General features: G+C 71.0%; 9 protein-coding genes and 1 tRNA gene. 5 read left to right on the forward strand and 5 right to left on the reverse strand.

Annotated features, from left to right (window positions below; translation table 11 throughout):
- Positions 1-19 precede the first annotated feature (19 nt).
- From M8J73_RS10725 to M8J73_RS10740, 4 genes are all read left to right on the forward strand, one after another.
- Positions 20-625: a DUF501 domain-containing protein gene (locus tag M8J73_RS10725; RefSeq protein WP_055540667.1), complete on the forward strand. Its 606-nt coding sequence runs from the start codon at positions 20-22 to the stop codon at positions 623-625.
- On the forward strand, positions 622-1563 hold the full coding sequence (locus M8J73_RS10730; protein ID WP_055540668.1) for a Ppx/GppA phosphatase family protein: 942 nt from the start codon (positions 622-624) through the stop codon (positions 1561-1563). Before M8J73_RS10725 ends, M8J73_RS10730 begins: the two co-directional genes overlap by 4 nt.
- A gap of 495 nt (positions 1564-2058) precedes the next feature.
- Positions 2059-3450 (forward strand): NAD(P)/FAD-dependent oxidoreductase, encoded by a 1392-nt coding sequence (locus M8J73_RS10735; RefSeq protein ID WP_249828529.1) that lies wholly within the window; start codon positions 2059-2061, stop codon positions 3448-3450.
- 353 nt (positions 3451-3803) lie between these two features.
- On the forward strand, positions 3804-5108 hold the full coding sequence (locus M8J73_RS10740; RefSeq protein WP_107424139.1) for an SAM-dependent methyltransferase: 1305 nt from the start codon (positions 3804-3806) through the stop codon (positions 5106-5108).
- 67 nt (positions 5109-5175) lie between these two features.
- On the opposite strand, the gene M8J73_RS10745 is transcribed toward M8J73_RS10740, so the two are convergent.
- Both M8J73_RS10745 and M8J73_RS10750 read right to left on the reverse strand, forming a co-directional pair.
- Entirely contained in the window at positions 5176-7713 is a 2538-nt protein-coding gene (locus M8J73_RS10745) for an ABC transporter permease (protein WP_055542572.1), read from the reverse strand.
- 138 nt (positions 7714-7851) lie between these two features.
- Positions 7852-8622 carry an ABC transporter ATP-binding protein gene (locus tag M8J73_RS10750; RefSeq protein ID WP_055521304.1) on the reverse strand — a complete coding sequence of 257 codons (771 nt, stop codon included), beginning with the start codon at positions 8620-8622 and terminating at the stop codon, positions 7852-7854.
- A gap of 674 nt (positions 8623-9296) precedes the next feature.
- On the opposite strand from M8J73_RS10750, the gene M8J73_RS10755 reads away from it, so the two are divergent.
- Positions 9297-9379: transfer RNA gene (locus tag M8J73_RS10755), tRNA-Leu, on the forward strand.
- A gap of 162 nt (positions 9380-9541) precedes the next feature.
- Here M8J73_RS10755 and M8J73_RS10760 read toward each other — a convergent pair.
- The 3 genes from M8J73_RS10760 to M8J73_RS10770 form a co-directional block, all read right to left on the reverse strand.
- Positions 9542-10237 carry a DsbA family oxidoreductase gene (locus M8J73_RS10760; RefSeq protein WP_055536784.1) on the reverse strand — a complete coding sequence of 232 codons (696 nt, stop codon included), beginning with the start codon at positions 10235-10237 and terminating at the stop codon, positions 9542-9544.
- Positions 10238-10254: 17 nt separating this feature from the next.
- Positions 10255-10761, reverse strand: a complete 507-nt coding sequence (locus M8J73_RS10765) for a flavin reductase family protein (RefSeq protein ID WP_055536785.1) — start codon at positions 10759-10761, stop codon at positions 10255-10257.
- A gap of 79 nt (positions 10762-10840) precedes the next feature.
- Positions 10841-12259, reverse strand: coding sequence for a dihydroorotase (locus M8J73_RS10770; RefSeq protein WP_055538436.1), 1419 nt, complete (start codon positions 12257-12259; stop codon positions 10841-10843).
- Positions 12260-12283: the final 24 nt, after the last annotated feature.

The raw sequence follows: 12283 nt of genomic DNA on the forward strand, positions 1-12283 counted from the left end.
AGAGGACTTACGTACAGGTATGGACACGCCCCCGCCCTCCACCCCGCGCACCGAGCCCACCGACGCGGACGTCGAGGCCTTCCAGCAGCAGCTCGGGCGCCCGCCGCGCGGACTGCGCGCGATCGCGCACCGGTGCCCGTGCGGGCAGCCGGACGTCGTCGAGACGGCGCCGCGCCTGCCGGACGGGACGCCGTTCCCGACGACGTACTACCTGACGTGTCCGCGGGCCGCCTCCGCGATCGGCACGCTGGAGGCGAACGGCGTGATGAAGGAGATGACGGAGCGGCTGGCGACGGACCCCGAACTCGCCGCCGCCTACCGGGCCGCCCACGAGGACTACATCGCCCGCCGGGACGAGATCGAGGTCCTGGAGGGCTTCCCGAGCGCGGGCGGCATGCCGGACCGGGTGAAGTGCCTGCACGTCCTCGTGGCGCACTCGCTGGCCGCCGGCCCCGGGGTGAACCCGCTGGGCGACGAGGCGATCGCGATGCTGCCGGAGTGGTGGGCGAAGGGACCGTGCGTGATTCCCGCGGGGCCGCCGGAAGGTGAGGGCTGGAATGTGGACGCGAGTGAGTCGGGCTACTTCGCGTCCAAGCCCGTCGACCCGGAGGAGGACGCCAAGTGACCCGTGTCGCCGCCATCGACTGCGGTACCAACTCCATCCGGCTGCTCGTCGCCGACGCCGACCCCGCGTCGGGTGAACTCGTCGATCTGGAGCGCCGGATGACGATCGTCCGGCTCGGCCAGGGCGTCGACCGTACGGGCCGGCTGGCGCCCGAGGCGCTGCAACGGACGTTCGCCGCGTGCCGGGAGTACGCGGCGGTCATCAAGGAACTGGGCGCCGAGCGGCTGCGGTTCGTCGCGACGTCCGCCTCGCGGGACGCGGAGAACCGGGACGAGTTCGTCCGGGGCGTCATGGACATCCTCGGTGTCGAGCCCGAGGTGATCTCCGGTGACCAGGAGGCCGAGTTCTCCTTCACCGGCGCCACCAAGGAGCTGCTGGGCCGGGACGATCTGGCCAAGCCGTTCCTGGTGGTGGACATCGGCGGCGGCTCCACGGAGTTCGTCGTCGGCGACGACCATGTGCGCGCCGCGCGCTCCGTGGACATCGGCTGCGTGCGGATGACGGAGCGCCACCTCGTCCGGGACGGCGCCGTCGTCGATCCCCCCGGCCCCGAGGAGATCGCGGCCGTCCGCGCCGACATCGAGGCCGCCCTGGACCTCGCAGAGCGGACCGTACCGCTGCGCGAGGCACACACCCTCGTGGGGCTCGCCGGCTCGGTCACGACGCTGTCCGCGATCGCCCAGGACCTCCCCGCGTACGACTCGACGGCCATCCACCACTCCCGGATCCCCTACGAGCGCGTCCGGGAGATCACCGAGGGGCTGCTGCGCTCCACGCACGCCGAGCGGGCCGCGATCCCCTCGATGCACCCCGGCCGGGTGGACGTGATCGCCGCCGGCGCGCTCGTCCTGCTCGCCATCATGGAGCGGATCGGGGCCGCGGAGGTCGTGGTGAGCGAACACGACATCCTGGACGGAATCGCCTGGTCCGTCGCGTAGCCGCGGGGCCGGGATCCGGGCGCCCTCCCGGCGGGCTCGGGGCGCCTGTGAGGACCTGTTTACTACTCACCGGTAGCCTCGGTTGAGCTGTTCGGATAACGTATGAGCGCCTCCGAGGGGTGCTCGGGCGCCCCTCGTTGACGGGCCGCCGGGAAACTTCGTGAAGTTCTTCACAAGAGAATCGGCCCTGTTGGGCGACGTTTTGAGGATGCGTAGAGCCTTCGGGGGCTCCAAGGGGTCCAGAGGGTGCCTCCGAACGGCCTCCGGGGGGTACTCGTCCGAGTGACAATCGGGGTCCGATCGGAGTGTCGGCGAGGGGTCCGCGGAGCCGGAAGGGCAGTTCACGCGGCATTGACAACGGTCGGCCGTGCGGTGGGGTTCCCCCGTCGGGCGACAACCCGGATCACGAGGGTCGCGCAGTGTAGCAGAGGGCCTGGGGAAGCTTGTGAAGGGGCGCACGAGCACCCCCCGGATGGCGGGTACATACTCGATGGCATGAGCACCACGGAGCGTCCCAGGATCCTCGTAGTAGGCGGTGGGTACGTAGGCCTGTACGCAGCTCGGCGCATCCTCAAGAAGATGCGCTACGGAGAGGCGACCGTCACGGTCGTCGACCCCCGGTCGTACATGACCTACCAGCCCTTCCTCCCCGAAGCCGCCGCCGGCAGCATCTCCCCGCGGCATGTCGTCGTCCCGCTGCGACGCGTGCTGCCCAAGGCGGAGGTCCTCACCGGTCGGGTCACCACCATCGACCAGGACCGCAAGGTCGCCACCGTCGCGCCGCTGGTCGGCGAGGCGTACGAGCTGCCCTTCGACTACCTGGTGATCGCGCTCGGCGCCGTCTCCCGCACCTTCCCGATCCCCGGCCTCGCCGAGCAGGGCATCGGCATGAAGGGCATCGAGGAGGCCATCGGCCTGCGCAACCACGTGCTGGAGCAGCTCGACAAGGCCGACTCCACGACCGACGAGGACGTCCGCCGCAAGGCGCTGACCTTCGTCTTCGTGGGCGGTGGCTTCGCCGGCGCGGAGACCATCGGCGAGGTCGAGGACATGGCCCGCGACGCCGCGAAGTACTACAAGAGCGTGTCCCGCGAGGACATGCGGTTCGTGCTCGTCGACGCCGCCGACAAGATCCTCCCCGAGGTCGGCCCGAAGCTCGGCAAGTACGGCAAGGAGCACCTGGAGGGCCGTGGGGTCGAGGTCTACCTCAACACCTCCATGGAGTCCTGCGTCGACGGCCACGTCGTGCTGAAGAACGGCCTGGAGGTCGACTCCAACACGATCGTCTGGACCGCCGGCGTCAAGCCGAACCCGGTCCTCTCCCGCTACGGTCTGCCGCTCGGCCCCCGCGGCCATGTGGACACCGCCCCGACCCTCCAGGTCCAGGGCACCGACTACATCTGGGCCGCCGGCGACAACGCGCAGGTCCCCGACGTCGCCGCCCGCAAGGCCGGCGTCGAGAACGCCTGGTGCCCGCCGAACGCGCAGCACGCGCTGCGTCAGGCGAAGGTCCTCGGCGACAACGTGGTCTCCGGTATGCGGGGCTTCCCGCAGAAGGAGTACGCGCACTCCAACAAGGGCGCGGTGGCGGGTCTCGGCCTGCACAAGGGCGTCGCGATGATCGTCATGGGCAAGATGAAGATCAAGCTCAAGGGCCGTCTCGCCTGGTACATGCACCGTGGCTACCACGGTCTGGCCATGCCGACCTGGAACCGCAAGATCCGCGTCTTCGCGGACTGGACGCTCGCGATGTTCCTCAAGCGTGAGGTCGTCTCGCTCGGCGCGATCGAGACGCCTCGTGAGGAGTTCTACGAGGCGGCCAAGCCGGCGCCGGTCGCTGCGGCCGCGGCTGCCGCCAAGACCGAGGAGAAGGCCAAGGCCTCCTGACCTCGTCCGGTCACGTCTTCGTTCGACCCGAAGGACCTTCCGCCATCCGTGGTGCGGGGGGTCCTTCGGCGTTTCCGGGGGCGTCCAGTGGGGTGGGGGCGCCTGTTCGTCGGCGGGTGCGGGTGCGTCGTGGTTTCTCGCGCAGTTCCCCGCGCCCCTGAAGGGAACGGGCCTGCGGCCCGCCCTTCGGGGGCGCGGGGCGGTGACACATGCGGCTCCGCCGCGTGGGCGCGAACAACCCCCACTCACCCGCACCCGAACAACACACCCCCTACCGGGACTACGGCGGAGCCCCGCCCGTGTTTACCGTGGCGTTGGACATTCCGGGATCTGTTGTCACGGAGGTGTGCGCCATGCAGGACGCCGCGTCGCGGCTGAAGGCCCTGTTCGAGCAGGTGATCGGGGCCCCGCTCCCGGTCCGGCTTCGGGCGTGGGACGGTTCGGAGGCCGGCCCCCCTCGGGCCCCCGCGCTGGTGGTACGGAACCGCAGGGCCCTGCGCCGGCTGCTGTGGAAGCCGGGCGAGCTGGGCCTCGCCCGTGCCTGGGTCGCCGGTGACCTGGGCGTCGAGGGGGACCTGTACGCCGTACTGGACCTGATGGCCGGGCACGTGTGGGAGCGGGACGACGACTCCCGGAGCCTCGCCGACGCCCTGCGCGACCCGCAGGCCCGCGCGGCCGTCCGGGGGCTGCTGAAGCTGGCCGGACCCGCCGTGCTGGTGCCGCCCGAGCCGCCCCGCGAAGAGGTGCGCAGAACCCGCCATCTGCACACCAGACGCACCGACAAACGGGCCGTCAGCCACCACTACGACGTCGGCAACGACTTCTACGAGATCGTCCTCGGCCCGTCCATGGTGTACTCCTGCGCCTTCTGGAAGACCGACGACGGCACCACCACCCTCGAAGCCGCCCAGCGCGACAAGCTCGACCTCATCTGCCGCAAGCTCGCCCTCGCACCGGGACAGCGCCTCCTCGACGTCGGCTGCGGCTGGGGCTCCATGGCCCTGCACGCCGCCCGCGAGTACGGCGTGCACGTCGTCGGCATCACCCTCTCCCAGGAACAGGCCGCGTACGCCCGCAAACGCGTCGCGGACGAGGGGCTGACCGACCGGATCGAGATCCGCGTCCAGGACTACCGGGACGTCACCGACGGGCCCTACGACGCCATCTCCTCCATCGGCATGGCCGAACACGTCGGCGCCGACAGGTACCTGGAGTACGCCCAGAACCTGTACGCCCTCCTCCGGCCCGGCGGACGGCTCCTCAACCACCAGATCTCACGGCGGCCGCAGTCCGACGAGAGCGCGTACTCCATCGACGGGTTCATCGACGCGTACGTCTTCCCCGACGGTGAACTCGCCCCCATCGGCACCACCGTGACCCAGCTCGAACGCGCCGGGTTCGAGGTCCGCGACGTGGAGTCCCTGCGCGAGCACTACAACCTCACGCTGCGCGCCTGGGTCGCGAACCTCGAAGCCCAGTGGTCCCGGGCCGTCGCCCTCGCCGGACCCGGCCGGGCCCGCGTGTGGCGCCTGTACATGGCCGCCTGCGCCCTCGGCTTCGAACGCAACCGCCTCGGTGTCAACCAGGTGCTCGCGGTGCGGACGCCGGAAGGGGGTGCGTCGGGGCTGCCGCTCAGGGCCCGCACCTGGGGCGCCTGAGCGCCCGTACGCCCGCGGGGCCCGTTCCGGGAAGGAACGGGCCCCGCGGGCTGCTGTGACGACGCCCCTACTCCGCCTTGATCGCCGCCAGCATGTTCAGCTTCGCCGCCCGCCGGGCCGGCCACATCGCGGCCAGGACGCCGACCGTGCCCGCCAGCAGCAGGAAGACACCCATCCGGGCCCAGGGCAGGACCAGTTCGTACGTCGCCATCCGGGAGGCGACGAGCTCACCGGCCGCCCAGCCGAAGAAGACACCGAGACCGATGCCGAGGACACCGCCGAACAGGGAGATGACCAGGGACTCCAGACGGACCATCCGCTTGATGGCGCGGCGGTCGAGACCGATCGCGCGGAGCATGCCGATCTCCTGGGACCGCTCGAAGACGGACATGGCCAGCGTGTTGATGACACCGAGGACGGCGACGATCACGGCCATGGCCAGCAGGCCGTACAGCAGGTTCAGCATCAGTGTGAACATCTGGGCGATGTCGTCGGAGAGGTCGTCGCCGTCCTGGATCTTGATCGCCGGGTTGTCGCCGAGGGCCTTCGCCAGCCGGTCCTTGGCGGCGTCCGAGGCACCGGACGACGTCCTCACCATGACCATCATGTCGGCCGGGCGGGTGTCGGCGGGCAGTCGCTTCTCCAGCGTCCGGTTGTCCAGGAGGATGCCCCGGATCAGCTCGTTGGCCTCGTAGACCCCCGCCACGGTCAGCTTCTGCCGCTCGCCGCCCTCGAACCCGGCCGTGAACGACGTGCCGGCCTTCCAGCCGTTGCGCTGCGCGCTCTCGGTGTCCACCACCACCTTCGTGCCGCCGACCTCGAACGCGCCCTCGTCGAGGGGGAACGTCGTCAGCTCGCCGATCGCGTCGCCGTTGACGCCGGTGACGTACTCCGTCTGTCCGTCGATGCGGGACTCGGCGTTGCGCAGCGGCGAGACCGCAGTGACGCCCTCGGCGCCGGCGAGCTTCTTCTCCACGTCGGAGGAGAGATAGCTGCCGTTGGCCATCGAGACGACGTAGTCCGCCTTGATGGAGTCGGCGGCCATCTTGCCGATGGCGGTCTGGAGGCTGCCCGCCATCACCGTCATACCGGTGATCAGGGTGAGGCCGATCATCAGCGCCGAGGCGGTGGCGGCGGTGCGGCGCGGGTTGCGCACCGAGTTCTGCCGGGCGAGCTTGCCGGAGATGCCGAAGATCCGCAGGACCGGTGCGGCGGCCGCGATCAGCGGGCGGGACAGCAGCGGCGTCAGCACGAACACACCGATGATCAGCACCACCGCGCCGATGCCCATGGGCACCTGGCCGTCCGAACCCTCCAGGGTCGTGGCGTACAGGACGGTGGCGACGCCCGCGCCGGAGAACAGCGCGCCGATCGTGTTCCGCAGGACGAGGGACCTGGTCGTGGCCTTCGCGTGCACGCTGCTCATCGCCGCCACCGGTGGGATCTTCGCCGCGCGGCGGCCCGGCAGCCAGGCGGCCAGCATGGTGATCAGCACGCCGACCAGCAGGGCGGTGGCGACCGTGCCGGGGGTGACCACCAGCGGACCGTCGGGGACGGTCTCGCCGAGCGTGCTGATCAGCGTGCGCATCGCGGCGCCGATGCCGACCCCGACGGCCAGACCGGCGACCGCGGCGATCGCGCCCACCACGAACGCCTCGATCAGCACCGAGCGGGTCACCTGGCGGCGGGAGGCGCCCACCGCCCGCAGCAGGGCCAGCTCCTTGGTGCGCTGGGCCACCAGCATCGTGAAGGTGTTGGCGATGATGAACGTGCCCACGAACAGGGCGATGCCGGCGAAGACCAGCAGGCCGTTCTTCAGCCCGCTCATGGACGCGGCGATCTGCGTGGCCTGCCGGTCGGCGAGCTGCTCACCGGTGATCGTGGCGGCGACGTCCTCGGGGACGACCTTGTCGATGGCCGACCGGAGCCGGTCCTGGCTGGTGCCGGGGGTCGCGGTCACGGTGATCTCGTCGTAGGCGCCCGGGCTGTGGAACAGCTTCTGCGCGGTCGCCGTGTCGAACAGGGTGAGGCTGCCGCCGGCGGCGACGTTGCCGTCGTCCGTGCGGAAGACGCCGCTGACGGTGGGACTGAGGACCGGACCGTCGACGGACAGCCGGACGGTGTCGCCGACCTTGTACCCGGCGCGCTCGGCGGTCTTCGCGTCGATGGCGATCTCGTTTGGGCCGCGGGGCGCGCGGCCCTCCTCGATCGGGTACCGGGGGTCGTCCTTGCCCCAGTAGTTCCCGCCCTGGGACTGGAAGCCGCCGCCGATCAGCTTGCCGTCCTTGTCGGCGAGCGCGGTGAAGCCGGTGACGACCCCGGTCGCGGACTCGGCGCCGGGTACCTTCGCGACCTTCCTCAGCAGCTCCGGCGTCAGCTTCGGCTGCTCGGCGATCCGGTCGCCCTCGTCCGGGCGGTACGCCTGCTGGACCGCGACGTCCACCTGGTCGAAGCCCTTGGCGGAACTCTTCTGGTAGGCCTCGGAGATGGTGTTCGTGAAGACCAGCGTCCCCGACACGAAGGCGACGCCCAGCATCACGGCGAGCACGGTCATCAGGAGTCTGGCCTTGTGCGCGAGCACGTTGCGCAGGGCGGTACGGAACATGAAAGGGGTCCCTGTTCGGGGTCGGGTGGTGAGGTGGACGGGGGGGTGGGGAGGCGGACGGGGCCGGCGGGCGGTGCCGCTCGCCGAGGCGGGGCGGACGCCGCCGGTCGCGGCGGGGCGAACGCCGCCTGACACGGCCTAGCTGGTGCGGCCCTTGGCGTCGAACCGCTTCATGCGGTCCAGGACGGAGTCCGCCGTCGGCTCGTACAGCTCGTCCACGATCCGTCCGTCGGCGAGGAAGATGACCCGGTCCGCGTACGCCGCCGCCACCGGGTCGTGCGTCACCATCACCACGGTCTGCCCCAGCTCCCGCACGGAGTTGCGCAGGAAGCCCAGGACCTCGGCGCCCGAGCGGGAGTCGAGGTTTCCGGTGGGCTCGTCGCCGAAGATGATGTCCGGTCGGGAGGCGAGGGCCCGCGCCACCGCGACGCGCTGCTGCTGGCCGCCGGAGAGCTGGGAGGGCCGGTGGCTCAGCCGGTCGGCGAGACCGATCATCCCGATCACGGTGTCCAGCCACTGCTTGTCCGGCTTGCGGCCCGCGATGTCCATCGGAAGGGTGATGTTCTCCAGCGCGGTCAGCGTCGGCAGCAGGTTGAACGCCTGGAAGATGAAGCCGATCTTGTCCCGGCGGAGCTTGGTGAGCTGCTTGTCCTTCAGGGAGCCCAGCTCGGTGTCGCCGATGCGCACGGACCCGGCGGAGAAGCTGTCCAGGCCCGCCACGCAGTGCATCAGCGTGGACTTGCCGGAACCGGAGGGGCCCATGATCGCGGTGAACTGGGCCTGCCGGAAGTCGACGGTCACCCGGTCCAGGGCGACGACCCGGGTCTCGCCCTGTCCGTAGACCTTCGACAGTTCCGTGGCACGGGCGGCCACGGCGGTGGCCCGGTCGGCGAGGGGAGTGGTGGTCACGGGTGGGAACTCCTGTCGGGGCGACGGCGTTTGGACGGTTCGAGGGGTTCGAGGGGATGGATGTGCGCGGGTGGACGGGGCGGTGTCCGGTTTTTCCGGCGCTGTATCCATCGTCGCGACGCCGGGCCGCCGTGTAGTCAGCCGCTGTTCCGGTTCCGGGGGCAGACTTCTGACGGACGCAGGGACGCCCCGTCATACCTGGGTATGACGGCCGACCCCGAGCCGGGGATGACGGCGGACCCGGGGCGGGTGTGACGGCGGACCCGGGGCAAGGCGTGACGGCGGACCCGGGCCGGGGATGACGGCGGACCCGAGGCAAGGCGTGACGGCGGACCCGAGGCGGGTGTGACGCGGACCCGGGGCGGGTGTGACGCGGGCCCGAGGCGGGTGTGACGCGGACCTGGGGAGCGGCGGTATTCGGACGGTTTGGCCTACACGAGTCAGTCGTCACCGTGCGGGGCGTCGAGAGGGCGCTCGTTCGGGCGGTGAAATTCCGTCATTCCGCATACGCCGGGTCGCACCGTCCGAAAGGCTATTGGCAAGTGCGGATGGCGTGTTCCATGGGCTGATGCACCCTCAGACGTCAATAAAATAAGACAACATCGGTCGGCTGTTCCGCTGTTCGGGGGAAGCCTCCCGATAGGCTCGGAACCGCAGCGCGGGGCCCATGGCCTGCCCGGATGGTGGAATGCAGACACGGCGAGCTTAAACCTCGCTGCCCCTCGCGGGCGTACCGGTTCAAGTCCGGTTCCGGGCACCTTCCCTCACAGGGCGTGAGTGCGTGAGAACCCGTTGTCGATCGCAGCGGCGCGCTGCTGGTGTGCTGTGAAGGTTGCTGCGGCCCCCGGAACGGTGCGTTCCGGGGGCCGCGGCGCATCTCGGTGGGAGCAGGGTTCGGCAGCCGGCCCCGTGCGCGGTGTCAGTCCGGCAGGGAGGCCGCCGGGGCCCGGTCGGCCAGGGCGCGGACCAGGGACGTCCAGAACGCCGGTGTGTACTCCGTGATCAGCGGCCGGGGCGTGCCCTTCGGCCAGGTGAAGGCGATGCCCGGATTGTGCAGGTCGGTACCGTCGGGGAGGAAGAAGTGCGGACTGCCCCGCACCTCCGGCGCCTTCGACTCCTCCCACTGGTCGAAGAGGACCCCGCGGCACGTACCGCGGCGCAGCGCCCCGTCGAGATGGGCGGTGTCGACCAGCGGGCAGCCCTCGGCGACCGCGAGGATCTCGGAGTGGACGCTGACGCAGCGGGACTCGGCGTAGAAGGCGTGGCGCAGGGCCGCGTCGAGCTGGTCCGAGGCGGCCAGGCCCGCCTCCGGCGTACCGGGCTGGGTCTTGACGGCCTGGACCGCCTCCATGGCGGGCAGCATGGTCACCGGATAGCCGGACTCCGGGCCCTGCCAGTCCGTCCACCCGAGAGCGGGTTCCCGCTCCGCCACGGCGGCGATCTCCGGGTCGAGGATCCACTTGGGCGTGGGCCGGGAGTTGAACAGCTCCAGCGGGAACGCCCGGTGGTCGACGGCGAGCGCGACACCCTCCTCGGCGGCCGCCCGCCGCAGGTTGAACAGCCCCAGCGAGGCCCAGGGGCAGCCGATGTCGGAGTACACGGTCACGGTGTTCATCACAGGGCGTTCCGTCCTCAGCGGGCCGCGGCCAGTGCGGGGCTGGCCGCCTCCGGGCGGGTGAAGGTGCGGTTGTGGTAGACGAGCGGCTCCTGGTCGCCGACGTACACGGCCTCGACACGGCCCACGAGAATACTGTGGTCGCCGCCGTCGAGCACCGCGTGCGCGGTGCAGGCCAGCCGGGCCGTGGCGCCGGGCAGACCGGGCAGGTCCAGCTCGCAGGGGACCATGTCGCCGGTGGTGAACTTGTCGTGGCCGGAGCGGGCGAAGTGCCGTGCGATCGCGGCCTGTTCGGCGGACAGGATATTGATCATGAAGCGCTCGGCGGCCACGAACGTGTCGTGCGAGCCGGCCGACTTGGCGGGGCAGACCAGCACCAGCGGCGGGTCCAGGGAGAGCGAGCTGAACGAGCTCGCGGTGAATCCCCAGCGCCGGCCGCTGCCGTCCGTGGTGGTCACGATCGTGACGGGGCTCGGCACTTGGGCCATGGCGCGGGTGAAATCCGATGGGGCGACGGCGGACATCGGTCCTCCAGGGGCCGGGAAGCGGATGGGGGCGGTGGGGAGGGACCGTCGGCCCCTCCCCCCCTGCGGTCCGTGCGGATCAGGCGCTGGTCTCGCGCTGCGCGGTGAACCCGCCGGGTACCGCGGGTTCGGCGTCGAGCCAGATACCGGACGCGGTGCCGAAGCGCGGCTGCTCCGGGTCCCGGCCGTCCCAGATGGTCTCGCCGCGGCGGACGGTGACGTCGGGGCGGCCGGTGAAGGTCCAGCCCTCGTACGCCGACCAGCCGACCTTGGCGTAGGTGTGCTTCGCGGCCATGATCCAGGTGACGTCCGGGTCGAACAGCGTGAAGTCGGCGTCGAGACCGACCGCGATCCGGCCCTTGCGGCCACCCAGCCCGAACAGGTCGGCCGGCCCCTCGGCGGTGAGCCGGGCGACGTGCCGCATGGCCTCGTCGGTGGACATGCCGGGGTAGCGGCGCCGCATCCCCGTGTACAGGGCGATGATCAGCTCCTGCACACCGGGCAGCCCGGGCGGGGCGTCCGCGACGGCCAGCAGCTTCTCCTCGACGGTGTGCGGGGCGTGGTCGCTGCCGAGGCTGGCGACGCTGCCCTCCATCACCGCGTCCCACAGCCGCCCCTTGTCCTTCTCGCAGCGGATCGCGGGACGCAACCGGATCCGGGCGCCGAGGCGTTGGGTGTCGGGCGCGGAGAAGGACAGGTGGTGCGCGGTCACCTCGTAGGTGATCGGCAGGCCCGCCTTCGCGGCGGCCTTCAGCAGGTCCGACTCCTCGGAGGAGGAGACGTGCAGGATGTGTGCGGCGGTGCCGTGCTTGCGCACCAGTTCGATGACGCGGGACGAGGCGACGATGCCGCCCGTGCGCGGGTGCGCCGACTCGTACGCGTCGTAGCCGGTCGGCGGGTCCTGGGTCTCGTCCAGCAGCGAGAAGACGCTGTCGTCCTCCGCGTGCAGGACCAGCCGGATCCCGCGTTCGGCGGCGACCTGGAAGATCCGGTCGAGGACGACCGGGTCGCGGATGATGTTGGGCGCGGTGTGGTGGCCGGTCATGAAGACCTTCACCGAGGTCGCCTGGCGGGGCTGGAGACGGCGGAGGTTCTCCACGCTGTCGACGGTGACGCCCATGTGGAAGCGGAAGTCGACCAGGGAGTCACCGGAGACGGTGGACGCCTTCTCCGCGGCCAACTCCGGCTCGATCAGCGGCGGCTGGGTGTTGGGCATGTCGATGACGGTGGTGACACCGCCGGCGGCCGCCGCCCGGCTGCCGTGCGCCCAGTCCTCCTTGTGGGTGAGGCCCGGTGTACGGAAGTGGACGTGCGGGTCGATGCCGCCGGGCAGCAGATAGCGGCCCCCGGCGTCGATGGTCTCCTTGGCGGGCGGCTGTTCGCCGTCCGCGAGGATCGCCGATATTCGCTCACCGGAGACGGCGAGGCCTCCGGACGTGACCCCGTCAGGGGTGACTACGCGCGCGTTGGTGACGACGAGGTCGTAGGACTGCGTCACAGGTCCTCCGGGTCGATGGGTGGG

Origin of the sequence: Streptomyces neyagawaensis (assembly GCF_023516595.1) — a bacterium.
GTDB lineage: Bacteria > Actinomycetota > Actinomycetes > Streptomycetales > Streptomycetaceae > Streptomyces > Streptomyces neyagawaensis.

Coding starts and splice junctions, on each gene's coding strand:
- M8J73_RS10725 (WP_055540667.1), top strand. CDS start 20: ATGGACACGCCCCCGCCCTCCACCCCGCGCACCGAGCCCACCGACGCG.
- M8J73_RS10735 (WP_249828529.1), top strand. CDS start 2,059: ATGAGCACCACGGAGCGTCCCAGGATCCTCGTAGTAGGCGGTGGGTAC.
- M8J73_RS10740 (WP_107424139.1), top strand. CDS start 3,804: ATGCAGGACGCCGCGTCGCGGCTGAAGGCCCTGTTCGAGCAGGTGATC.
- M8J73_RS10745 (WP_055542572.1), bottom strand. CDS start 7,713: ATGTTCCGTACCGCCCTGCGCAACGTGCTCGCGCACAAGGCCAGACTC.
- M8J73_RS10760 (WP_055536784.1), bottom strand. CDS start 10,237: ATGAACACCGTGACCGTGTACTCCGACATCGGCTGCCCCTGGGCCTCG.
- M8J73_RS10765 (WP_055536785.1), bottom strand. CDS start 10,761: ATGTCCGCCGTCGCCCCATCGGATTTCACCCGCGCCATGGCCCAAGTG.